The organism is uncultured Psychrobacter sp., from assembly GCF_947488565.1.
GTDB lineage: Bacteria > Pseudomonadota > Gammaproteobacteria > Pseudomonadales > Moraxellaceae > Psychrobacter > Psychrobacter saeujeotis.
On record NZ_CANKZC010000003.1, the window covers coordinates 354,431 to 380,494 of the forward strand.

17 protein-coding genes are annotated in these 26,064 nt (G+C 41.7%); 14 read left to right on the forward strand and 3 right to left on the reverse strand.

The genetic code is table 11. The features are described from left to right. Nucleotides 1–122 precede the first annotated feature (122 nt). Nucleotides 123–2,069 (forward strand): HAMP domain-containing sensor histidine kinase, encoded by a 1,947-nt coding sequence (locus Q0890_RS08645; protein WP_299219529.1) that lies wholly within the window; start codon nucleotides 123–125, stop codon nucleotides 2,067–2,069. Between the two features lie 161 nt (nucleotides 2,070–2,230). On the opposite strand, the gene Q0890_RS08650 is transcribed toward Q0890_RS08645, so the two are convergent. After that, the gene (locus Q0890_RS08650) at nucleotides 2,231–3,397 is read right to left on the reverse strand and encodes a D-alanyl-D-alanine carboxypeptidase family protein (RefSeq protein WP_299219531.1); all 1,167 of its coding nucleotides are present in this window, start codon (nucleotides 3,395–3,397) and stop codon (nucleotides 2,231–2,233) included. Between the two features lie 459 nt (nucleotides 3,398–3,856). After that, the gene (locus tag Q0890_RS08655) at nucleotides 3,857–4,303 is read right to left on the reverse strand and encodes a hypothetical protein (protein ID WP_299219533.1); all 447 of its coding nucleotides are present in this window, start codon (nucleotides 4,301–4,303) and stop codon (nucleotides 3,857–3,859) included. 684 nt (nucleotides 4,304–4,987) lie between these two features. Between Q0890_RS08655 and surE the strand changes: the two genes are divergently transcribed. From surE to Q0890_RS08700, 9 genes are all read left to right on the forward strand, one after another. Further along, the gene (gene surE / locus Q0890_RS08660; protein WP_299219535.1) at nucleotides 4,988–5,881 is read left to right on the forward strand and encodes a 5'/3'-nucleotidase SurE; all 894 of its coding nucleotides are present in this window, start codon (nucleotides 4,988–4,990) and stop codon (nucleotides 5,879–5,881) included. 201 nt (nucleotides 5,882–6,082) lie between these two features. Next, nucleotides 6,083–6,862, forward strand: a complete 780-nt coding sequence (locus Q0890_RS08665; protein WP_299219537.1) for a M23 family metallopeptidase — start codon at nucleotides 6,083–6,085, stop codon at nucleotides 6,860–6,862. A 237-nt stretch (nucleotides 6,863–7,099) separates the two neighbouring features. Then, entirely contained in the window at nucleotides 7,100–9,286 is a 2,187-nt protein-coding gene (locus Q0890_RS08670; RefSeq protein ID WP_299219539.1) for an ATP-dependent helicase, read from the forward strand. Between the two features lie 180 nt (nucleotides 9,287–9,466). Continuing rightward, nucleotides 9,467–12,454, forward strand: coding sequence for a contractile injection system protein, VgrG/Pvc8 family (locus tag Q0890_RS08675; protein WP_299219540.1), 2,988 nt, complete (start codon nucleotides 9,467–9,469; stop codon nucleotides 12,452–12,454). Between the two features lie 32 nt (nucleotides 12,455–12,486). Continuing rightward, the gene (locus tag Q0890_RS08680) at nucleotides 12,487–13,233 is read left to right on the forward strand and encodes a hypothetical protein (protein ID WP_299219542.1); all 747 of its coding nucleotides are present in this window, start codon (nucleotides 12,487–12,489) and stop codon (nucleotides 13,231–13,233) included. Nucleotide 13,234: 1 nt separating this feature from the next. After that, nucleotides 13,235–15,826, forward strand: a complete 2,592-nt coding sequence (locus tag Q0890_RS08685) for a hypothetical protein (RefSeq protein ID WP_299219544.1) — start codon at nucleotides 13,235–13,237, stop codon at nucleotides 15,824–15,826. Then, entirely contained in the window at nucleotides 15,768–16,418 is a 651-nt protein-coding gene (locus Q0890_RS08690) for a hypothetical protein (protein WP_299219546.1), read from the forward strand. Before Q0890_RS08685 ends, Q0890_RS08690 begins: the two co-directional genes overlap by 59 nt. 466 nt (nucleotides 16,419–16,884) lie before the next feature. Then, nucleotides 16,885–18,132, forward strand: coding sequence for an FAD-binding oxidoreductase (locus Q0890_RS08695; RefSeq protein ID WP_299219548.1), 1,248 nt, complete (start codon nucleotides 16,885–16,887; stop codon nucleotides 18,130–18,132). A 72-nt stretch (nucleotides 18,133–18,204) separates the two neighbouring features. Continuing rightward, a complete protein-coding gene (locus Q0890_RS08700; protein ID WP_299219550.1) occupies nucleotides 18,205–18,543 on the forward strand; it encodes a RidA family protein in 339 nt (112 codons plus the stop codon). Nucleotides 18,544–18,686: 143 nt separating this feature from the next. Here the strand turns inward: Q0890_RS08700 and Q0890_RS08705 are convergent, their stop codons facing one another. Further along, nucleotides 18,687–19,592, reverse strand: coding sequence for a LysR family transcriptional regulator (locus Q0890_RS08705; RefSeq protein ID WP_299219552.1), 906 nt, complete (start codon nucleotides 19,590–19,592; stop codon nucleotides 18,687–18,689). A 217-nt stretch (nucleotides 19,593–19,809) separates the two neighbouring features. Here Q0890_RS08705 and speB point away from each other — a divergent pair, with 217 nt between their 5' ends. From speB to Q0890_RS08725, 4 genes are all read left to right on the forward strand, one after another. After that, nucleotides 19,810–20,781 (forward strand): agmatinase, encoded by a 972-nt coding sequence (gene speB, locus Q0890_RS08710; RefSeq protein WP_299219554.1) that lies wholly within the window; start codon nucleotides 19,810–19,812, stop codon nucleotides 20,779–20,781. Between the two features lie 171 nt (nucleotides 20,782–20,952). Next, nucleotides 20,953–22,671 (forward strand): 5-guanidino-2-oxopentanoate decarboxylase, encoded by a 1,719-nt coding sequence (locus tag Q0890_RS08715; protein ID WP_299219555.1) that lies wholly within the window; start codon nucleotides 20,953–20,955, stop codon nucleotides 22,669–22,671. 211 nt (nucleotides 22,672–22,882) lie between these two features. Beyond that, nucleotides 22,883–24,667 carry a D-lactate dehydrogenase gene (dld, locus tag Q0890_RS08720; protein WP_299219557.1) on the forward strand — a complete coding sequence of 595 codons (1,785 nt, stop codon included), beginning with the start codon at nucleotides 22,883–22,885 and terminating at the stop codon, nucleotides 24,665–24,667. After that, nucleotides 24,657–26,063 carry a YjiH family protein gene (locus Q0890_RS08725; protein ID WP_299219559.1) on the forward strand — a complete coding sequence of 469 codons (1,407 nt, stop codon included), beginning with the start codon at nucleotides 24,657–24,659 and terminating at the stop codon, nucleotides 26,061–26,063. Before dld ends, Q0890_RS08725 begins: the two co-directional genes overlap by 11 nt. Nucleotide 26,064: the final 1 nt, after the last annotated feature.

Genomic DNA, 26,064 nt, shown 5'->3' on the forward strand with positions numbered 1-26,064 from the left:
AAATATAAAAAAACCAATAGTAAACGCTGTTGGTTTTTTTATAAGGTTGCCGTTTATCGTAAAATAAACAAAATATATACTTATGAGGTATTATAAGTCAAAGCCATCATGAATTGATTGACATGAGTATAAGTTCTTCTAGAAACATACCCACGATTATTCGTTATTCTATCTTACAAGCTATCGTCGTGGCAGTTTTTGCAGGATTTTTATTGTCTTTTGTTTATACCTTTGTCCATAACTATCAACAAAAACGTTTACATGTTCAGCAGTTGGGCGAAATGTTGTCAAATAGTGCCTCAACCCCTGATGGCGCTAATTTGGTTGCTCGGCAAGTGAGTCTATTGCTGGACAATGATCCTAGCTTACAAAGCATCTTATTTTATTCAACCGATCAACCTATTGATTCCTTGAGTCAAGGCAATATCAATAGCGTAGGTAATAATTGGTATAATGCTTGGTTTGCTGATACAGTTAGCTTCAACTATCCTGTTACCAGTCGTTACCTTACCGGCAGTAGTATCCAGCGCGCCAATTCTTCTCAACGTATCGCTAACACCTCACTTATTAGTGTTAGAGATACTCCAAAAATGACCACTCCGTTAGCCGCGCGCAATACATTGGTCGGCTATATTAATATTACGTTAGATATGAACCAACTACGTTGGTACTGGGTACGAATTAACCTATTGTCATGGTTTGCAACGACCATTTTAGGTGTTTTTATTGTTTGGTATATTCTACGTAAACTCAACTGGCCAACCAAAGATATTGTCGAGCTTGCAAAGGTATGCGAGATAGCAGCTAATGACCATGAGCTTAAACAGCTACCCACCATTCAACAGCGTTTTGAGTTTGAAGAGCTTATACGTATAAAAAAATCTTTTATCATTCTATTTGAGCGCTTAAGGGTGGCACAGCAAGATTACCTCGATTTAGCAGATTTTGAGCAGCAGCTTCATAACAAAGACTTGTCCCTTGACATGCAGCGATCAAACTTTCAAAACATGATTACTCATGAGCTAAAAACCTCCCTTAATGCCATTACAGGGGGGTTACAGCTGTTGGATAATCAGTATCTTAATGATGAACAAAAAGATACGTTGGCTATTATTCATAAGGGTAGTCATCATTTAGAGCTGACTCTTGAGCAAATCATACAGTTAAATAGAATAGAAAAAGGTCAAATGGTGGTCAGTTTAAGTGAATTTAACCCATTAAAGATGATTGCTGATCTGATAGAAAAGTTCGAGCCGGCTGCTAGACAAAAAAACCTAGAGCTTATTAGCCGTGTTCATCATGTTGAGTATACTCTAGAAGGAGACACAAGTAAGATTCAACAGATCTTGACCACATTAATAGACAATGCGATAAAATTTACTCATACCGGACGAGTTATTATTGACTCTCAGCTGACGCATTTTAATGAAAGTATTCGCTGGCAAGTTAAAGTGATTGATACAGGTATTGGCATTAGTACAAGTCATCTAGAAGATATATTTACCCCATTCTTTCAAGTTGATTCGTCAGTTACTCGCGAGAACGAAGGCGTGGGAATAGGACTGTCAGTCATCAAGCAAATTGGTCAGCTTTTGGGTGCATCAATCGAGGTGGATAGTGAGATTGGTGTAGGCAGTAAATTCATCGTTACAATGCCACTGCGTTATAAGAGTCAGACACAGTATGAATACCTCTTAAAGGACGTTAACGTTGTGTACTATCATCACGATGAGATCAGCTCAATGGTAGAGATGCTGGGACGACTTGGCGCCAATGTCAGCTCTCAGCGTAATGGACAATCAATGATGGATTATATCTCAAAAGTGAAAGTAAACGTCATCATGTTTGCAGAAGAGGTATTGCCTGAACAAGTCGTTCAGTTGACCAAGCACATTCGAGAGCGAGAAACGACTTATCGCTCGCTATTGGTTTACTGGTATCCACTCCACAAAGAGCAATACGTAGAAAGCTTTGAATATGATCTAAAAGCTGCGGGTATAGACTATTGTCATAGCGCTGTACAAGATGCCAAACTGCTGACTGCTCTTTTAAAGAAGTGGGTGGTATAACCTACTACTATGAGAATGTTAATTAACACAGTTTAATAGGTATTTGGTGTGAAATGTTAAACCAATAGATATCACATAAATAAAAAAAGACGCCAGATAAGAGCGTCTTTTTTTATTTACTGCTCATCTAAGATGAGGGAGCAATGACTATTTTAGTAAGTTTAAAATAGGTTCTGTGCCCAGCGTACAACATGCTGCCACATCCGGCTCACAAAGCCTGACTGTTCGATATCAGTAGTGGCTACAATAGGCACTGAGGCCACTGCCTTGCCATCAATGACTGCCAACATTTTACCAATCTGTTGACCTTTTTTGACAGGCGCTTCTATACTTTCAGGGATATCAACGACTGTAGTAATCTTATTCTTTTGTGTTTTACTGGTTAAGACTTGTAGAGTGTCACCTGTTGTCAGCTCTATCTCATCTGCCTCTCCAAACCATACTGGTAACTTACTGACAAACTGATTAGACGGCGCTTTTGTCACTGTAGTAAAATGACCAAAGCCCCAGTTAAGAAGCTCTCGCGATTGGTCAGCCCGTGCTTGTGGACTTTCAGTCCCCATAATGACAGAAATCAGACGCATATCATCACGATTACTTGAGGCGACCAAGCAGTAGCCTGCTGCATCAGTATGTCCAGTTTTTAGACCATCTACTGTAGGATCTGTGGCCAGTAGCGCGTTACGATTGCCTTGAGTAATACCGTTATAGGTAAACTCTTTTTCAGCATAGATATCATAGTATTCACCACTGTTTTTTACAATAGCGCGAGCAAGCTTTGCCAAATCAAGTGCTGAGGCTTGGTGCCCCTCATCAGGCATACCTGTTGCATTCACAAAATTTGTGTTATCCATACCAAGCTTTTTAGCTTGCTCATTCATCAATATTGCAAATGAAGTTTCGCTACCTGCAATATGCTCAGCCATTGCTTTTGAGGCATCGTTGCCTGATTGAATAATGATACCGCGTAGCATATCAATGACACTGGCAGTTTTATTTACTGGCACATACATACAAGACTGACTGCTACTACCACGGCACCATGCATTTTTGCTCATTAGCACTTGTTCATCTTCGGTCAAGTCACCTGAGCTTAGACGTTGCTCAATGATATAGCTGGTCATCATTTTGGTTAGTGAGGCTGGCGGAAGAGGCTGGTTGGCATTTTTTTGCGCTAATATCTCACCAGTATTATAGTCCATCAATACATAGGCGGTATTGTCCATCTCTGGAGATTGAATAGCAGCATTGGCAATTACTGTACTCAACGATAAGCTGACGCCAACGATTAGTTGTACCAGCTGTTTTTTTACATGCTTTACTGTCATAGATTGTTACACCACATCATGAAACCCAATGCGTCTACCGCCAGCTATACTCATAAAAGCATCTACAGATGACGATTGACATAAAATTAAGGCCTTATATTAGCAAAATGCTTACCAATGGGGAAACAATAAATACGATAAAAAAGACATTGACAATACTGAGGGAGGCAGTCTAAAAAAGGTTTGCCCTAGTCGCCATCAAGGCCATGCTACAGGTTTTGTTTATAACAAAAAAAAGAGTCTATTTAAGCAGTTTTGCCTCATAGTAAAAGGTGTTCTTTTATTTGGTATCTATTATAGTACGCAAATAGTTTGCTCCTTTCACGCTTCGTTTTTAGGATGAAAGGAGCAAACTTAGGATATAGAAATTGTTTGGGCAGGAGGTGTGGGATACTGACTGATGCTTTTATATTTATATGGTTAACCGCTTAGTCAGAGTATGTTGTGACAAGTCAGCCGTTAGTATTGCGCGTTTGCTAAATCTTCACACAAGGCTTTATTTTCTTGCTTTGAGAACCCCAGTGTCCAGCTACGTATACTTTGTAAGATTTGACGATAATCTTGCTGCGTTGACAAATACTGTATTGCAGCCTTCGGATCTTCTAAAGACGGCATAAGCTCATGCAGTTGTATATTGTAAGATTTATAAAAACGTTGTCTTTGTCTTTTATTTAACATCGGTGGGCAAATTTCAGACAGTACCTGCATGACAGCAATTTCATGTTTAGTAATACTGACGCCAGACATATCTAGAGGAATGGTAGACACATTATTACTAGCTGCGTTGGATGTTTGAGCTAACAATGAAGCAGAAGCTATCAAGCCGATAATGCCAATCCTTGAAGCTGTTCTTGAAACTATTCTTGTCGTTATAGAAATTATAGATAATATCGATTGATTCTTCATTCGGTATCACACTCGCTTTACGTTATTTAATGGTGTTATGGTAATGGGAAAAAAAATAAAAGTCACATAAAATATTGACTTATGTGTAGATATATTGTGACCTAGAGTCGATCGTTAGCAACATATCAGTAGCATCTGTCCCTAAGTTACATAAGCCTTAATAGATAACAGTCTATTGTTGTTCGTTGTTGCCTATTGTAACGAAAAAAATAGGTGAAGAGGTGACCAACTAGTGTTGATATACACATCCGCAAAAGCGAATTTTATAAGGTTGAAAATATTAATAAGCTTTTGCAAATGTAGCCACAACTGTTTGATTATACTTGATTTTAAGACAATGAGTGAAAGGTTTATTTGTGCCGATGCTTAGTTAGGGTATAATCTCCTTCTATATCGTATAGTAGTTCGATGAATGTAGACTTACTCTATGCAACTACTAATACGCTTATAAATATATTTTAAACCATATTTTATTACCGCTAGGTTTTCGTTTTTTACCTTCTATATTTCATTTATCTGCTAAATAAAGGCATACAAAAGTTATCTTTTTCCTCAAAATGCTGCTTTAAGATGCTTATTCTTAAACGCTACTATCTATGAGATAGCTGACTATAGGTCACTAGCAGTCGGCTACGATATTTAAGTCTGTTGCCAGAAAATGAGATATCACTATATTGAGCTACCATGAAGTTTTTAATAAGTAATGATGATGGGGTACATGCGCCAGGATTATTGGCGTTATACCAAGCCCTCTGCCAGATTGGAGACGTTGTGGTCGTTGCACCCCATGAAGAGCAGAGCGGTAGTGCCAGCTCGCTTCATATATCTCAGCCCTTGTATCCTCATATATTACCATCAGGGTTCGTTGCGGTTAATGGCTCACCTGCAGACTGTGTCTACCTTGCGCTACACGAGCTTTATCCTGATACTCAATTTGATTGCGTCATCACGGGTATTAATTCAGGCGCAAACTTAGGGCAAGACGTCTTGTTTTCGGGTACTTTTGGTGCGGCTTTGACCGCTCAGCTTTTTGGTATACCGGCGATTGCAACTTCATTGGTGGGTCATAGGATTAAAGGCAATGGACAGGATCAAACCAGCCATTATGAAATGGCAGCAACCGAAATTGTTAAAGTATTGACCAAAACGCCTATATTGGAGGAGCTCAAACGTTTGCCTTATCACGTACTTAATATTAATATTCCTAACGTAGATACAGCTGAGGGTATTATGGGACGCAAAATCACACGCTTAGCTCATAGCCTAATAGAAAAACCTGTACATCATATGGTTGATCCACGCGGCCGCGATGCTTATTGGTTATGTTTAAAAAAATGCCAGAATGTGCCAACCACAGAGCATATGGACACCAATATCAATACGCCTATTGATGACTCTATAAGTGGCAGTCCTGAGCGACTATGTCAGCCTAGAGCCGATAACAACGATAACAACGATAATTTGGTGATTGATACAGATGAGCTGGCGGTAGCAGCAGGTTATATTAGTTTATCTCCAGTTCGCTTACATCATACACCAGCGTCTACCCTCAGTAGGTTTTCGACTTTGGCATTGTAATTCATCCTTGTAATTGAAGGTGATGAAACAGACGCTATTTTTATAATTAAAGTCATGTTCTATAAATAGGGTCGTATTATGGTTATAATAGCGGCGGCATAATTTTATAAACAGTAAAGATAACAACACGATAATCGTGAGCACTATATAATTGTGAGTACTACAAAGAACGTGAGCACTATAAAGAATAGGAAACCTTGTATGAAAAAGCTTATTTCTGGGTCGCAGCTAGCGACTGTAGCCTTAGTCGGAACACTAGCGGTTGCGATGACAGGCTGTGCAACTAAGCCGACCTATCAAAATTCTGCACGACCAGCCCCTAAGATTATTACCAATAGTCAAGGTGTCCCCAACTATCACCTTGTAAAACGTGGCGATACGGTTAGCCAGATTGCTTCACGTTATCGCTTAAATTACCGTCAAATTGGAGCGCTGAACGGCCTTGATAGCAAGTATACTATCTATAGTGGTCAATGGCTCAAGCTTTGGCACGGTGAACAAAGCGCACCCACACGTCCTGCTAGTAACAACAATTACAATGTTGCCACTACGCCTACAACACCGCCGCCCACGACTGGATCGGCACCTGTTTATGAAGTGACGGCCAATTCGACAGCTGGCTACGAGTATCCTAGCCGCAATCAAGTCCTTCGTAATTTTGATGCTGCATCTGGCAATATGGGCATGTGGTTTGCCGGTAGAGAAGGTGATCCAGTGCTCGCCAGTCAAAGTGGAACGGTACTATACGCGGGTGATGGGTTAACCGAGTATGGCAATCTTATTATGATTCGTCATAGCGGTGATTACATTACCGCTTATGCGCATAATAGCCAATTACTGGTTAAAGAAGGCGAAGCGGTACAGCGTGGCCAACGTATTGCCAGTATGGGTAGTAGTGGCCAGACCAATCAAGTAGCCCTGCAGTTTCAAGTACGTCTAAATGGTAACCCTATTGATCCGCGTGCTGTACTAGGACGTTAAATCATTGCTCAAATAAATGTCGTTTGGCTTAAGTCTTATTTGACTTAAGCTAACAAGGTACAACATAAGAGCTATCATATACTCATAACCTGTTACTATTTTTCATATCGTTGCAAAGCCTTATGAAAAGTGGTGATAGGTTTTTTTATAGAGTGTCGAGATGATTTAGAGTTAACCTGTTAATTAAATTTTTTTGTTTAGACAGCTTTTGACTGAAATTTAAGGCCATATTGTATAATGACTACTACGATTTTTGACACGCAAAGCTATAACTATCCGCAGAATTTTGCGGAGATACAACCTAAGCTTACGCGCTTGAAAAAGGCGATTAAAAAGCTAGAGGCAAACCTAATTGATGCCGATAACGATGCAAATATTGAGCTACTGAAGCAAAGATTGGGTGGTGAGTTAGGGTTGAAAGTAGACTATGCCAGTGAGCTAAACCCCGATCAATTGCTAGCAGCCACTACTATTGAAGGAAAAGTATTGGTCATCGCTGGTGCTGGCTCTGGTAAGACCAAAACCTTGACCTATCGCACCAGCTACCTGTTAGAAAATGGAGTCACACCCAAAAGTATCTTGCTACTGACTTTTACTCGTAAAGCGGCAAATGAGATAAAAAGTCGTGCCAAAGTTTTATTGGCTGATACGTTATCAGACGATGACCTGGCAAAAGACACCCTACCGACTAGTAAGATGCTAAATGATGTTACCAGTGGCACTTTTCACTCGTTTTGTAATATGCTGCTACGTCAGTACTCAGGGCTACTTGGTATTAATCCGCGCTTTACTATCTTGGATACAGGTGATAGTGAAGACGCCATCGATTTAATTCATAAGGAAAAAAAGTATCCTGCGCAAGCCAAAAGCCAAGCCTTTCCGCGTAAAAAGACCTTGCAAAACATTATCTCTACTTCTAGAAATAGACGCATTCATATCCGCGACTTAATCGAAAGTAATTATCCTGATATCGCTGTACACATTCCCATTATCGAGCAGTTGGCAATTGATTTTCATGAGTATAAGCGCGCCAATCATCTTTATGATTTTGATGACATCATTAGCCAAGTCGTACGCCATTTAAAGACCAATGATATCTTTCGCCAGATGCTACAAAATCAATATCGCTATATCATGGTCGATGAGTATCAGGATACCAATATTCCGCAAAAGCAGCTGATAGATTTGATTTGTGAGCCTAAATCGGTATCACTGATGGTAGTCGGTGATGATAATCAAAGTATTTATGCGTTTCGCGGCGCAAACTATGAAAATATTCTACTGTTCGGTGAGACCTATCCCGAAGCCAAGCTCATCAAGCTGGAACAAAACTATCGCAGTACGCCTGCTGTTCTAAATTATATCAATGCTTTGTCAGCGCATATCACCTTGGGCTATCAAAAGCAGCTGTACTCTAGCGTATCGATAGAGGGCTGCAAACCCGTCTTTAGCCATTTAAATGATGAAACCCGCGAGGCCAAATATATCGCTGATAAAATCATAGAGCTAAAACCAGATCACGACTACAGCGATTTTGCGGTACTGTGCCGCACGTCCTTTCAGTCCAACTATGTACAGTTGGAATTTATGGAGCGTAGCATTCCATTTATCGTGGTAGGTGGTATTAAGTTCATTGAGAGACGGCATATTAAAGATGTCTTGGCATTTGTCAAAATACTCTATAACCCAAATGACACCATTGCGTGGCATCGCATTTTAACCTTGTTTCAAGGAGTAGGGGCAGTCACCGCGACTCGGTTAACCCAAGCGATTAATGACGATAATAATTCTTTTGAGCCATTACTCACGCCAAAGTTTGCTAAAAAAAGTGAGCAACTTGAGCCTTTGTATCACACTCTGACAAAGGCCAGTCAAGCAGAATCAGTCGAGAGTATTATTGAGCATGTTTTAGAGTTTTATGTTCCTATTCTAAAAACGCTAGAGGAAAACTGGCGTGAGCGCAATGAGGATTTTCGAGTGCTCAAAAATTTAGCAACAGAGTACAGCAGCCTTGATAATTTCTTAGAAAATCTGGCGCTCGACCCACCTAATGACTCAGTGGCGACGACCAGTCAGCCAGCACAGGATGACAAAGATAAAGTGACGATTTCCACCATTCATAGTGCTAAAGGGCTAGAGTGGCCAGTGGTGTTTGTCAATTCATTGGTCGATGGAATTACCCCGCATCATCGCTCTTTGGCTGACTTTGAGGAATTAGAAGAGGAGCGTAAATTGTTTTATGTGGCCTGTAGCCGTGCCAAGACCAGATTGTATCTGACTGCGCCTGATTACTTTGCCAGTTATTCAGGGTATTTTGACAAGCCATCACGATTTATCGCTGAGTTGTCTGCAGATGAGGTGGAGGTTAAGCGCTCAAGGAAGTCGTTAGAGATGCTGGCGAGTGATGATCCCGTGTGGTGGTGATTGTTAAAAGTTTTAAGACATTTAGTTCTATTCTAAAAATAAAATATACAAGTATCCCTTCAATACTAATACTTGACAATATTTCAGTAAACTCTATACTTTTCTCATTGGACGGTTTAATAACTTTTGTTGATAAACTGTTAGTTTTGCTCTTACTGTAGCAATGATGAGACTTTACTTATGCCCTCACAAACTGCACGTCTGCACCAGCTTAAGGTTGGCAGTGATATTTTAGCAACCACCTCCCTTTATCCAAGTGCCTTTTTTTGGACAAGTAGCCTCAATCAAAGCTCCCTTAGTCATATACTCGTGTTCAGTTATGACTTTTTAGATTCAAACGCTTGTTTGTCCTTAATTAGTAAACCTATATGTTTAACCACGTTATCTGCAGCTCGAGAGCCTACTTGCCGTTGTGGACTCATTCAAACCGTCCGCTACCAGCACTCAGACGGCGCCATGCACTTTTACACTCTTGATATCGTCACTCCTGACTGGCAACTGACCCAGTCCATCCATACTCGCAGCTTTACCCATCAATCCACCCTCGATATCATCACCGCTATCTTGAATGATTATGACTTTGAATGGCAGCTCTCAGAGCAACTACTCTCATCAGATACTTTAACTCGTCCGCTAGAGATGCGTAGTCAGTCAGATGTTAGCGATTATGACTTTATTAGCGGCTTGCTTGCCGATATTGGGGTAACCACCTATTGGGTATCAGGTGACTCAGTGGATGAGCTTGGTTATTGGTCTTTAGTTAGTGCGCTAGACGAGAATGCGTTATCATCACTTAATTATAGCTACGAGAAGTCCTCAGTACAGTCTGGTCAAGACAGTGTCGATACGCTACAGATGAGCGCCAAGCAATTAGGCACTCGCACCGTGCTGGTACGCGCCGATGGACTTGCCGCTGATACTATCTATGAAGGTGTGGCAGAGGACGACTCACCCTTAACATTTGATGACACCGCGGTGCTATTTGGGGCGCCGTCTCGGGTATATAGCGATGCGTCTGCTACCCGCTTAGCTGAGCAATGGGTACGCGCCAATGGCTGCAATAGAGAATATTATAGTGCCACAGGCGCCATGCGTGGCCTAAGCATCGGTAGCCAAGTTAGCATTAACAACCTACCTTCTATTGGTCGTTTATCTACATACTGTACAGCTATGATCATCGTCGGTATTGAACCGAGCAGTGACAGCGTCTCCTACCACAACCAAGTGCTAATAAGAGACTGGCTTACGCGTACCACTAAACAAACAGCGCAAACAGCACAAACAGCACTTAGCGCCATACCCGAGCACGGCTACGACATTGCTCGTGACACTGGCATCTGGGTAACCGCCACGCTATTAGACTCTGTTATTCCTTACTGTCCCTACCCAAGCAAGCAGTCCTTTGTCAGTAGTCGCTATAGCGGTGTCACCCAAGCACGTACCGGCGATACCAGCACTTCATCCTCGCCAAGCTACGCCTCACAGGTGACCGATGACGGCTTACAGCGTACGATTACCACTCCAGTATCTGCTGGTATCAGCCCGCACGATGATGGGGTCACCCCGCCACTTAGAGCGCTACAACTCTCGTCAGGCGCGACTCATGGGTGGCAGTTCGCCCCAAGGCTGGGACAATCCGTCCTTCTCAATCACTGGTACGGCGACATCGACAGCCCCATGATCAGCCGCAGCCTATATGACGGGATCGGTATGGGTGACAATGATTATAAAGACGTGACCCGTCGTGATGCCGGACTCTCCAATCGGCATAACCTACAAAATGGGTCTTCACCAAGATGGCATGGCTCAGGACTGGGACATTCGCAAATCTGTGAGGATGATACTCATAGTGGCTGGATCACAGGGATTGCTCAGTATGGACTGACCAGCGACAGCGAGGTCACGCTTCTCTTTGATGACACCCCTAAGAGTATTGGCCTTGAATGGACGGTAAATACCAAAGATCGTGCTAACGCCATGCAACCTATCAGCACTTCTAGCGCCACCTTTGCCTCTAATGAGCACGTGTTAGAGCTTGGCGTCCTACGCCATCGCTACAGCAACCATCAATCGACAAGTAGTGGACAGGGTATAAACCTTGCCACCGATCATGGACTACAAGCGACAGCAGAAAGTGGTGTCTTGCTCTCTACCTTTGGTATCCAGCACAGTCAATCCGAACACGAGTCGGCGTGGGTCAATGACGCGGGACAACGACAGTTGAAACTGGGCAAAGAACTCACCGAGACCTTTCTCGATGCCAAGCAAGCACACTTGCAATCGACGAAAGCCATGAAGACCGCTAATCAATCGATAGAGGCCTTTCAAGAAACGGCTCAAATAATAGACGACACGCTACAAACCGAAGTACTCGGTGCACCCGATGTGATGCTAGTCAGTAAAGACAGCATCCTCGCATCAGCAAGCAATACCCTAAGCACCGCAAAGACCATCGTACGCCAATCAGGCAGCACGCATTCGGATGTGGTGGCAGGAAACTATACGCTTACAGCAGATAGTATTGAGTCATTAGCAGGGGTGGGTGGTCAAGCTCAGCTATCGGGTTTACATATCAGTGCCAACACCAAGCCGCTAGCGATACAAGCACAAGGCGGTGAGCTGCAACTGCACTGCCAACAATCCATGACCATCGGTAGTGAGTCAGGACAGGTCAATATCTCCAGTCCCAGACAGATTAAGCTGCAAACCAGCGCCGGGGCATCACTGACGATTGATGAGAGTGGGGTGAAGCTGGTGTGTCCGGGGGAGATTAAGGTTCAGGCGGTGAAGAAGAGTTTGGTAGGTGGGGCTAAAGTCAATGCGCCTGTGATTGCTTTACCAACATCTGGGTTGTTTAGTAAAGCATTTGATCTTAAAAAGCTGTTACCGCAAGATTTAATAGATCAAGGTATCAGCTATAAGCTTATTAATCACTCAAGAGGTACAGAGATTGAAGGTAAGCTTGATGAGGATGGTCAGACATTAAGAGTATTCGGTGATAAGACTGAGAAGGTTGAGTTAGAGCTTCTTGGCAACGTGAACCGCAAAGGAGAGATTAAGGTCACTGATGTATCAGATCAGATAGAGTGCGATAATTGCTCTATTGAAAACCTATTTGAAGATTGTGGTGATAATCATGCACATGATGAAGACGACTTTGACTGTTAAACCTCTTACAGAGTAAATTTATAGGATAATCTATGTACTTTTTTAATAATAAAAATTTATGCTTTTTTTCAATATTCCTCTTTATAACACCGTTCATCGGTGTAGCTCACGCCACAGACGAAGAAGATTATCAAAGCTATATAGATAGCATACCACGTGTTCAGCTCAAGATGATTCCTAACTCAAAAGAAGAAGTAAACGAATTTTCCAACCAAACTGATGAACCAGACTCAATGAGCTATATCGATAAACTAAATGAAGAACTGGCAATCAATGGAGTTCCTTTTCGGTATATAGATTATGAGTATGAGGATGGGGAATTTACTACTTATCCATTTGAACTAGTGAACGAGAAATTACCAACGATAGAAGGTAGTAATCCTAATTACAATAGTAGATATGACAAAGCCTTCCAAAAAATGATTTATAAACTCGTTAGCCCTATCAATTTAGCTGACAAAGAGCTTTATGCTATGGGATCACAGCGAGAAGGAATATACATACAAGACATAAACACTGATAAAAAGTATGTGTTTAATAAAATCTGCTTTGATAATAAATGTGCTATAGGTCAAGTCTTCTATATTTTCGACCCAGAAAGCTATGAAATGACAGGCATGCTTTATGATGGTTGTTCGTTTATTACAAATGACATAACAGGTAATGATCAACGTACTAAAGAACTATTACAAAAATATATCGATGTACAGAACCCTCTAGACTATAGCTATGCTCCTGATGTTTGTAAAAAGCAGTTGTCAATAGCGAAGGAAAAATAATATGAGCTCACTAATAAAACCAGTTCAAGGAGTTACTTATACTCCTGATAGGGTAGGATATATTAGAGCTGTTTCTAGAAAGGAATCAGGATCTGATTTACGTTATTCTTATACCTATACTGGAGATAACAAAGAAGCCATTAAAGTTGATAATCTAACCGCTGTTAGTATATTAAACCCTTGGAATTATGTGGGGCTGTTTCAGTTTTCTGAAGAAGCATTACAGGATGTAGGTTGTTATCGCTTTGATGGAACTAAAAATTCAAAAACCCAAGATTGGGGAAGGACTGGGAACTATTGGACTGGTAAGTTTGGTGCTATTTCACTTAATGTCTTTAGAAACAGCGGTTCTATCCAGATGAAGGCGATCAATGAATGGATTAATCGCTTATGTAGATATTCGAGGAGTAAGAATTTAAACGAATTCTATGGTTCAACTATTACAGAAGCAAAGGGTTATGAAGATTTTGAAGTAACCGAATCAGGCGTGATAGCTGCTATACATTTAAAAGGTTCAGGAGCTGTTAAAAGTTTTTTAACTACGAATGGTAAAACAAATGAATCCGATGCTAACGGTACTAGCATAGCAAAATATATGAATATGTTCGCTCACTACAACATTCAAACTTGTTGTAAAAGAAAGGTATACGTAAAGATCGTAGATGCTAAGAAAGTTGGTATTCCTAACAAAGAGGTCGAAATCAGCTCTGAGTACAAAGGTAAATTTAATGTAGGTAAAATAGCAGTTACGCATAAAACAGATAAAAAAGGCAATTTACCAATAATAGTCAGACATCCAAATGCAAAAATTCAGTTAAAAATAGACGGTAAACTAGTTGAAGCTATAGTCCAAAAATCAGATCAGACTCAAGGGTATGAAATAGTCTACCTAGGTAAACACACCTATTCGTCCGTACTATCAGAACATGAAAAATTGGAAGCTACTCAGGAAAGTACTGATAGTAACAGTAATGATGAGTCTACTAGTTCAGATCAACCAAATAAAAGCACTACTGATAGCAATATAGTTGATGAAGTCACTTTCAACATCAAACTAGTCGAAAGCGACACAGGCAAACCACTACCAAACACAACCTATCATCTTGAGTACAAAAACAATATTAAACCCCATAAAACGGATGACTCAGGTATCGAATCAGGTATAAAAGCTGATGTCAGCCAATCTATCAGCGTCTACCTTGATGACGATGAGGGCAAAAAGCAATCTATTTACAGCATGGCATTCCCGGTCACTGGCGACTTAAACGGACAGACCAAAGTACTTAAAGTCCCTGTTGTCTCCTTTAGTATCAGATTTGTCGATAACAACAATCAACCCATACCGCATTACGAGTTTAAAACTCTATATCGTGGCAGACACTCTGCTCTAAAAAGAGCAAACCGCCAAGGTATTAGCACTATAAAAGCCCTTGCTGGGCAGAAGCTTATTCTTATTGATGGACAAGGTAGAGCTCAAACAACCGCTATTGTTACCTACGGCTCCAAACAATGGACTATGATCATAGGCACAGACATCACCGAAGAAGATATCAGCAATATATCAGATACCTTGAGTCAAGAAGCATCGACTACTCCAGAGACAAGCGAACAAGAGGACAAGCCAAAACCTCAAACAGAGCAAAACCCTGTCATCAAAGTAGAAAAGCCAAAGGTAACAGAGGTCGAAAGAAAGACAGAGACAGGGCCGACGCTTGAGGTTGCCTCAGATGAAGCTAAAATCACTATAAAGTTCGTTGACGAAGCAACAAATAAGCCACTATCGGGGCTTTCCTATATTACGCAGTCTACTAAATATGGTAAGAACACTTCTGTGACAGGAAATGATGGTACGAGAGGTAGAACACATGATTCAGATGTCGGTATCCGCATTAAAGTATTGGTCAATGAGGATGGTAAAGAAATCGAAAAAGACGTTATTATCGCCAATAGTGATAACAACGGTACTGTTTATGTCTATAAGATTAAGAAGCCTAAGCTTGAGCCTAGTGGCCCTAAATGGCACAGTAAGTTTATGCCTAGTACACAATTAAGTTCTTTAAAAGAGCCTTTCAGAAGTAAAGCTATAGCCTTTGATAAAGCAATGAAAGCTGCAGGAATACAAGTTAGTTATACGAATGCATATCGCCCCCCTCAACGCCAATATCTTATGTATTATTCCGCTATGATTGCTCGAGGTAAGATTAATCCAAAAAATGTACCATCATTCGAACCTAGAGGTGGTGATGAACCAGTTAATATTAGTTGGATACATTATAATCCTAAAGGTATCATAGATATAGCTGCTTCTATAAAGGGCGGTACCGCGCTTTTTAATAGGTATGGCATTGGAAATAACCCTGTGGGTAAACCTTATAGATCAAATCATAATGGTGGCGAAGCATTCGATTGCCGCATATCTAACTGGGGTATTGGTAAAACCATTAAGGATGCTAATGGTCAGAGCAAAACTATAAAAAGTAGAGCAGATATCGCAATAGTTGGAGAATCCTACGGTGTGAAACATTGGAGTCGATATGGAGAAAAAGCAACTGGCAAAAAAGATGATCCACATTGGTCTAAAACTGGAAGATAATATGAAAAAACTATTCAAATTAACAATTAGCATTATTTTGCTCGAATCTTTATTATCATGCTCTCAACCTTACAAGGCTGAAGGAACAGAAGTAATAGTAGAAGAATTAGATGAAGCGGAAGTTCAATATGGAGTGATTGGTATAAATAATGACTGTTTTGTTACTGATAGCAAGTTGAAAAACAAACAAACAGTATATCTTACTGAAACGTCAGTAGATCCTATGGTCGAAGAAGTTGCTACTATCGATGCGATAAAAGTATGTGATACATATGATGTAAGAGATTTTGATTACAAATACTCTTTTACTAATCCTATAAAGGTTAATCCACAAAGTGCTTTCGTTTTATTAGAGCCAGAATCAGCTAAGAAAATTTCTTTAACTTCGTCTTTTGATTTAGATAAAGATAGCATAACTGATGAAGTTAGAATTTGTTATGAACATGAAAGTTATATATTTGGTATATGGTCAGGCGACCCTATCAAAGATCGAAATTTAATCAGTGTTGAAATATTTACGCATTTCGACTTAGATCCTGATGCTGAGCCTAAGTGTACTAAAGTTGATAGAAAGTATTTAGAAACCAAGTAGATAAAATAGACTTAGAATTAAGAATATGCATTTGAGAAAATTACTTCAAAATAGGCAAAATTACTAGTGACCTATGCTGTCAAACCCGTACAACTAAAATTGGAAGATTTTAATTACGCAGCTTGACAATAATAATCAAACCTCATCTGTCTTGGCGTCTTATAGCCCAAACCTGTCTGACCATGTATTGACTGATATGATGGCCTTGCTCTGCAGGATGAGTGTGCAATCGCTCACAGCTGTAGCGCTGTTTAGTTTCATCATGAGCCACGCGAACTGGCTTCTGCATCAAATATATATCTAATAACCCTATCATTCCTACCAATTTACCTCTCTTTAGACGCTCATAACCAAAAGTGTTCAATAGCAAAAAAATCCGTCAAATATGGGTTTATTAATTATCAGGTTCGCGTTATTATCACCCCTAATTTGCAAGACTCTACTACCTATCAAGAAAGGATGTTCTATGCGCTATGAGGTTATTGTTATTGGTGCTGGTATGGTTGGCACATCGATTGCGTGGCACCTGCAAAATAATGGTTCGCAGGTATTATTGTTAGACAAAAAATTGCCAGGGTCAGAGACTTCATATGGCAATGCTGGTTTGATCCAGCGCGAAGCGATTCATACGCATCCTTTCCCGCGTCAGATCACTGAAATGATTAGAGTATTGCCTAACCAAGGTACTGACATTCGTTATCGTATACCAGCTATTTTGCGTTATCATCAAGCGCTATTGCAGTATTGGAAATACTCTACACCTGCATCAGTCAAAAAAATCGAAGCTGAATGGCAGACATTGATTGAGCATTGTACCAGTGAGCATCAGACTATGATTACAGCGTCTGGCGCTGATGAGCTGATTACTCGTGATGGTTGGTTACAGCTGCATCGTTCTGAAGACACCTTTAAAGAAGCGATTGCCTCAGCTGTTGATGCTCGCGCGCAAGGCGTTGAGCATGACGTACTAAACCTTGAAGAATTAAAAGCGATGGAGCCAAGCGCTAATTTTGAGGGTTTTGTCGGGGCAATCCATTGGCTCAACTCATGGCAAGTATCCAACCCAAGCGCTTTGGTAAAGGCGTATGCCAAAAATTTCCAAGAGATGCAAGGTACGATCAAAGAGAGCGATGTAAAAGAGATCGTACAAGAGGGGGAAGGCTGGAAAATTGTTACTGATAACGACACTTATTATAGTGATAAATTGGTCATCGCAGCTGGCCCTTGGTCAAATGATCTGATCAGACCGCTTGGCTACAACTTGCCGTTGTTCCCGATGCGTGGTTATCATCAGCATTTCAAAGTAACGGACAAAAACACCATTCATCATAGTATGTTTGATATGGATAAAGGCTTTGTTATGGGGCCAATGCAGCAGGGCATCCGCATCACGACCGGTGCTGAGATGACTACCATGAACGCGCCAAAAAACTTCGGTCAATTACAAACGGTATTGAAATTCGCTCGTAAAATCCTACCATTAGAAGATGCGGTAGAGAGTGAGGCATGGGCCGGCTCACGTCCTTGTATGCCTGATATGAAGCCGGTGATTGGTCCTGCGCCTAAGCACAACAAATTATGGTTTGCTTTTGGTCACAGTCATCAAGGCTTTACACTAGGGCCAATGACAGGACGCATTGTGGAAGAGATGATTCATGATAAGCCGGTACTGGTTGATGTAGCACCATTTAGCGCCCAGCGTTTTTCTAGCTAAACATTATTTTTTGAATGATGATTGTTGCAAATATTTGAATAAATTCAGTTCTATCATTAAGGATTAGTTACGATGAAAAAGTTACATAGCAGTCAGCGTATGAGTAAGATCGTTGTGCATAACCAAACGGTATATTTATGTGGTCAAGTAGGTAATAGCGATGACGATATCAAAGCGCAGACATTGACTTGTTTGGAGAAGATACAAGCATTGTTAGAGGAAGTGGGCAGTGATAAATCGAAACTGCTAACAGTGACGGTCTGGGTAAAAGATATGGCAGACTTTGCCGCGATGAATGAAGTATGGGATAAGTGGTTTGACGGTATACAGCCACCAGCTCGTGCTTGTGGTGAGTCTGCATTGGCACGTCCTGAGCTATTGGTTGAGATGACTGCCATCGCTGCTGAGTAACTGTCTGTTTATAAAAATTGTATAGAACAAGGAGATAATATTGATATTGTCTCCTTTTTTTTTGGTTTTTATACGCTACATATTTATAAAAAACGGTTTACCAGCAAAATTTTGATAAATACAAGTTTACAAAACTAAGGTGTTTACTTATCCAATAGCCTAAGCATCTGTTGCAAAAAAGTACTGACTTGTTTGTGTAGGTTTTGTCGATAAGCCCAGTGATGACTCACCTCATAGCTTGCCTCATCAGGTAATAAAACTTTCATCAGCCCCATGCCCTCATAACGCTTTGCCAAATCATTTGGTAGGTAACCGACGTGATGACCTGCAAGAATCAGCTGCGCTGTCGCCTCCATATGATAAGTGGTAGCACTCAACGTCTTAGGCTGGATATGGTTAATGCTGTGCTCAGTAATGTAACCCCGTTTGATCCATGAGTAGTTTTGTTCTAGTTCATGAAAAGTCAGGCCTTTCGAGTCATTAAATAAGACGTGTTTGCGTCCACAGCAAACCACTTGTTTTTCAACAAAGGCATGTTGAAAAGTTAATAGAGGAGGAAAGCTACCAAAATAACCCACACCAATGTCGCTTTCGTTGCTCAAAAGCTTGTCTAACATGCTCTCTGGGCTTTGCACATCGATAGAGAAGTGGATCAGTGGATTTTTACTATAGCTTGCGGACAAGCATTGCTGTAACGCGTCATAAAAAAACGCGGGCATCTGATCGATGAGACACAAACGAATGTGACCTCCATGAACAGAGTCCAATTGACGAATATAATGCAATTGATGTTGGAAGCTGGCAACCGCTTCGGTAAAGCTCAAACAGGCTTCATAGACTGCTGCTCCATCTTCTGTAAGCTTAAAGCCAGCTCGGCCGCGATGACAGAGCGTCATACCCAAACGATCTTCTAAATGAGTCAAGTGACCGCTAATGACAGAAGGGGTAACATTTAAGCGAGTTTGTGCGGCTGTCACGCCTTGACACTCTACAATAGCCATAAAGCTACGTAAGGTTTTGATGTCTATTTTTATCAGCTCATCTAACATTAAGAATTATGCTCCAGTGCCTATTTCTTTCATTTTTTAATGTGAAATACGGTTTTTGACTTTTAATAAACTTCTAATAATGACGAACAAATCAGGATTACTACGGAAATTTAGAAGTTTACTTCTAAATTTTACCATGGTCTGTACTCTGATATTTAGGTATTGTCAAAGCATATAACAAATTGCCTACCGTAAATAAGATAAAACAAGGATGTGAATGATGAAATTCAATCAACCATTAAGCGGCAACGAGATGCCAAGATTTGGCGGTTTTGCTTCGATGATGCGTCTGCCTACTCAAGCTGATGCTCAAGGATTAGACGTTGCTTTTGTTGGCGTACCGTTAGATATTGGGGCGTCAAACCGCAGCGGTGCCAGACTTGGCCCAAGACAGATTCGCGATGAATCTCGCATGATTCGCCCTTATAACGTTGCCACTCGTGCAGCACCCTTTGAGTCCCTGCAAGTCGCTGACATTGGCGATGTACCTATCAATACTTTTAACCTACTAAAAAGCATCGATATTATCGAACAATTCTATACCGATAAAATCGTTAAACACGATGCTATCCCATTAACGTTAGGCGGCGATCATACCATTGCACTGCCTATCTTACGCGCGCTTGCTAAAAAACATGGTCCTGTCGGCATGGTGCATATCGATGCTCATGCGGATATCAATGATGATATGTTTGGCGAAAAAATCGCTCATGGTACTCCGTTTCGCCGCGCTGTTGAAGAAAACTTAATCGATGGCAATCGTGTGGTACAAATTGGCTTGCGTGGTACTGGCTATAGCGCTGAAGAGTTTGATTGGTCAACTCAGCAAGGCTTTCGCGTGGTGCCAGCGGAGGAGTGCTGGTACAAGTCGCTTGCACCGCTCATGGCAGAAGTACGTGAAAAGCTTGGCGATGGTCCTGTTTACTTAAGTTTCGATATCGACGGCATTGATCCGGCGTTTGCGCCTGGTACAGGCACGGCTGAAATTGGTGGTTTGACATCTACGCAAGGTATCGAGATTATCCGCGGTATGCGTGGCCTTGACGTGGTTGGTGGCGATTTAGTAGAAGTATCACCACCATATGATCCGTTTGGTAATACTTCTGTGTTAGCAGCGAACTTGCTGTTCGAGATGCTATGTATCTTACCAGGTGTGCGCTATGACGATAAAGTCAAAGCAGTCTACTAATCGCAGCGTTTATCTCGATTGAACTGTCCTGCAAAGAACAGTTTGGACAAAATAGTCTCTATAATAAGCAGCCTTTATATATAAATAATATAAGGGTTGTTTCAAGATACAGATTTGATAATTTTGATAATTGCCTGAATATTCAGCGAACCTTTTTAGGATGATCGACCCATGACGCAATCAATGCAAGCGCCTTCTTCATTGCCAACAACCTCACCTCTGACATGCGGTGAGCTGTTGGTACAATGGTTAGAGTATTACGGAGTTGAAACCGTATTTGGTATTCCAGGTGTCCATACGGTAGAGCTATATCGTGGTTTGCCCAATACCGATATTCGCCATGTGACCCCGCGTCACGAGCAAGGCGCTGGATTTATGGCGGACGGCTATTACCGTGCATCTGGTAAAGTTGGTGTTTGCTTTATTATCACCGGCCCTGGCATGACCAATATCATGACTGCGATGGCACAAGCGTTAGCAGATTCTATCCCGATGTTGGTGATATCTAGTGTCAATAAAGTTGAGGACACAGGAAGCGGTGAAGGGCATTTGCATGAGTTGCACGATCAGCAAGGTATGGTCAGCAAGGTTGCGCTTATGAGTAAAACCATCTGGCAACCTGAGGCGCTACCCAAAGTCATTGCTGAAGCATTTGCCATGTTTAACGGCGCTCGTCCAGGCCCTGTCCATATTCAGCTGCCTATCGATGTAATCACCGCCGATGCCAGTCATGCTGCTAAGCCACCTAGAATGAATCAAAGTGCAAAAAACCAAGCTGATGCGAGTTTAGCTCTACCGCAGGTTACAAGACCGCTGCCCAATCCTGCGCAGCTTGATTTAATCGCCCAGCAGTTAAAAAGCGCAAAAAACCCAGTTGTATTGTACGGCGGTGGCTGCGTCGATGTCGATCACGATGCGCAAAAACTGGCTGAGCTTATCGATGCGCCGACATTTTTGACCATCAATGCCAAAGGTTTGCTGCCACCTGGTCACGCACTCAGTTTGGGTAGCAATCAGTCATTAGACGCTGGTCGCGCCGTGATTAGCGAGGCAGATTTGGTACTAGCGATCGGTACTGAGCTTGGTGAGACCGATTACGATGTATTCTTTAATGGTGAGTTCCAAATTAACGGCACGCTCATTCGTATTGACTGCGATGCTCAGCAGTTGCAGCGTCCTTTTAGAGCGGATATCGCCGTATTGTCTGATGCACAGATGGCGATTAGTGGGCTATGTACACGTTTAGGAAATCACAATCTCGATCATAAGGCAGCAGCGCGCGTAGCCGAGGTGAAGCAGACGTTAATAGAAGCGATGACCCCAGACTTTGCTGGTCAAAATGCACTACTTAAGCTCATTCGTGATGAAGTAAAGGATGTCATCTTCGTTGGTGATTCAACGCAGCCTGTCTATAGTGGCAATCTTGGCTTTGAGGCGTTATCAACCCGTAAATGGTTTAACTCATCAACCGGATTTGGCACGTTGGGTTATGGTTTGCCTGCCGCAATTGGCGCAATGATTGGCTCGAAAGCGCCTGTCATTAGTCTTATTGGTGACGGTGGTATTCAGTTTACCATTGCTGAGCTTATTTGCGCTGCTGAGCTTGAGCTGCCATTGATTGTCTTACTTTGGAATAACCAAGGTTATGGTGAGATTCGTCGTTATATGGAAGAGGGAGGTTTGCCATTGATTGGGGTCAATATCAAAACACCTAATTTTGAGCATTTAGCCGCTGGATTTGGCGCAGGCTATCGCAGAATTAATGATAAGCAACAACTGCTAGATGCTTTACAAACAGACACTAAAGGTAGCCAGCCTATCGTTTATGAAGTGGATGAAGCTGATGAATTTCTTATCAATATGGGTAAGACTTTTACTTGTTTTAGCTAATCAAAAGGTCACTATGCATATAAGAAACGGGCATATAGTCAATTTGAAATAAAATCGATACATTTATATTGTCGTGCTACTGGGACAAATTTTGTGCAGCCTCTGGAGTGCGAAGCGCACAGCAAGCAAAGAAAATTTGTCCCAGTAGCACTGTATCGGTTTTAAAGTGTATTAACTATATAAAAAACTGGTCGCTCAGGGAAGAACGCCCATGCTATCAAACATTAAAAAAGCGTCAGACGAAGGAACTGAGCAGTCAATGGGTTTGTTAACGGATCTAATTGCTACCGTCGGTGCGGCTAATGTACTAACCAAACCCAATCAGCAACAGTCTTATCTACACGGCGCGACTGGAGACATCGCAGATGCCGTCAAAGCAGTAGTAACGCCAGATACCTTAGTAGCGCTTTGGCGCGTGATTAATATTTGTGCGGCAGCGGATGTGATTATTATTGCTCAAGCGGCTAATACGGGACTGACTGGCGGCTCAACCCCGTACGGTGACTATGATCGACCAGTCGTCTTGGTTTCGATGCAGTTATTGAACGGTAGCTACTTGCTTGACGATGCTAAAGAAGTGATTGCGTTACCAGCCACCACGCTTCAGCAGTTAGAGATGCAGCTTTCGCCATTAGGGCGTGAACCGCATTCGGTATTGGGCTCTAGTTGTGTTGGCGCGTCAGTGATTGGCGGTATTTGTAACAGCTCAGGCGGTATGTTGGTACAACGTGGGCCTGCTTATACTGAAATGGCATTGTTTGCTAGGCGTAATAATGATGGCGAGTTTGAGTTAATTAATCATTTAGGTATTGATTTAGGCGAGCATCCAGAGCAGCAGCTGCGCAATTTACAGTCTGGACAGTTTGACAAAAACTTGAGCGCTTTAAGTGACACATCCGTCAATAAAAGTAATGCAAACCATCACTATCAGCATAAAGTCCGTGACTACAAAGCCAGTACGCCTGCTCGTTTTAATAATGACCCTAACGGTCTGTATGAAGCTGCTGGCTCAGCGGGTAAGGTCATTGTCTTCGCTGTTAGGGTCGCCACATTTGCTAAGCCGGCCCAAGAACAAACGTTTTATATCTCGACCGATAACGCGGATACCTTAACCATATTGCGTAAGCAATGGCTAAAAAGCGCACTCAATCTGCCTGTCTTGGCAGAGTATATGCACAAAGACTACAACGATATTACCCTGCGCTATGGCCGCGACACTTGTCTTAGTATGCGCAAATTGCCAGCCAGCAAAATAGGGGTGCTATACCGATTACAAGCAAAGATCAGCTATTGTCTAGATAAATGGCGACTGCCAAAAACGTTGCCTGATCGCGTGCTACAGATGGCAGCCATCTTTATGCCCGCCTCGTTACCAAAAAACTTAGCTGAGCAGTCACTTTCGTACCGCTATCACTTAATCATAAAAGTGGCGGATGATGATGATAAGAGTAATGACATTGCTGCTGCGACAGCATTTTTACGCGAGTATTTACAGCGACAACAAGGCAAATTGCATCTGTGTACAAAGGATGAAGCACAAGCATTATTGGTGTTTCGTAGTGCCGCCACCGCTGCTATGTTTCGCTATCATAACCTCAATCACACAGCGTTCGGTGAGCTATTATCCACTGATATCGCTCTGCCTAGAAATGCGACAGATTGGGATGAGTCTTTGCCGACTCATTTACAACAGCAAGTAAGTAGAACTTTTTATTTGGGACATTTCTTCTGTCATGTTTTGCATCAGGATTATCTATTAAAGCCTGCGGTTGATGTAAAAGATTTCAAAAAAGCGCTACTAGATTTTTACAATGAGCGCCATATCGAGTACCCTGCAGAGCACAATGTGGGCCACGTCTATACTGCAAAACCTGCACTACGTTCTTTTTATAAAAAACTAGATCCGACCAATTCACTTAATCCGGGAATTGGTCGGACAGCAAAATGGAAAAATTGGCGAGTGTCGCCTATCATGGAGGAAACAAATGACGGTTAATATCAATAAGTCGCAGCAGCCTGTTTTAGGTAATGATGCTGTTGACTCAAAAACGCCGCAAGGAGAGCAATGGCGCGCGTCATTGTGGAAGTTTTTATTGTTTTCAGCGCTTGGTATTGCGCTATTTATTATTCCGTTTCAATGGGATGGTAAAGTTACGATTTTACTTGGTGTATTAACCGATGCTTTGCAGGCGGCTTTAGGTAGTTATGTCGCTTATATTACCCTTGCGATAGTCACGACCTCTTTTATTGGCGCGCTTGCAGTCAAAGTATTGCGTCCTAATTTACACCCAGACTCTTTACTAAAAAAACTCTTCGATGTCGATTGGTTATGGCTTGTCGCACGTTTTTTAGGTGCGCTGTTTATTTGGATGATTTTTTTACAAGTAGGTCCAGAATTTATTATTAATCGGAATACTGGTGGCGTCATATTTGAAGATCTGGTCCCCATTTTGGTTCCTTTATTTTTCTTTGCCATTTTATCTTTACCGTTCTTGACTGACTTTGGCTTGATGGAGTTTTTGGGAACTTTGGCCAGTAAAGTATTTATTAAACTGTTCAAACTGCCAGGTCGTTCAGCAGTCGATGCAATGTCCTCATGGTTTGGTGCAGCCTCTATCGGTCTGCTAGTGACTATGCAAGAGTACGATAAGAGTTACTATAGTCAGCGTGAAGCAGCCATTATTGCCACGACTTTTTCGGTAACCTCTATTGCTTTTACTTATGTCGTTGCCAAAACCATTGGGGTAGATAATAATTTTGTCTTCTTTTATTTGACCATCGCTTTGACTGGTTTTATTGCTGCGATTATCATGCCGCGCATACCACCATTGTCACTAAAGCCTGACACCTACCATTCTGGTAAATGTTTGTTGAATGAAGACATTCCTGCGCAATATAGTATGCCGCAGTGGGCATTGAACCGCGCAGTGACTCGCGCACACTCTATGCCAGGCTTGGGTAGTGTATTTAAAAACAGCGTAAAAAACTTGTTTGATATCTATTTTGGACTTATCCCAATTATTTTTGCAATCGGTACTATTGGTTTAGGATTGGCTGAATATACGCCTGTGTTTGATTGGCTCGCCGCGCCATTGGTTCCTGTGCTCGATTTGTTACAAATTCCAGAGGCTGCCAAAGCAGCTCCTGCTATGATTATGGGTTTTGCTGATATGTACTTACCAGCGTTGGTCGGTAAGAGTATTGAGAGTGAAATGACACGCTTTGTCGTTGGCGCTGCCTCTATCACGCAGATTATTTACATGTCTGAAGTTGGTGCGCTGATTTTGAAATCAAACATTAAACTTAATGTTTTAGAGCTGTTTATGATTTTTATTATTCGTACGCTTATTAGCTTGGTGGTTATTACATCAGTGGCACATTTGCTGTACTAGT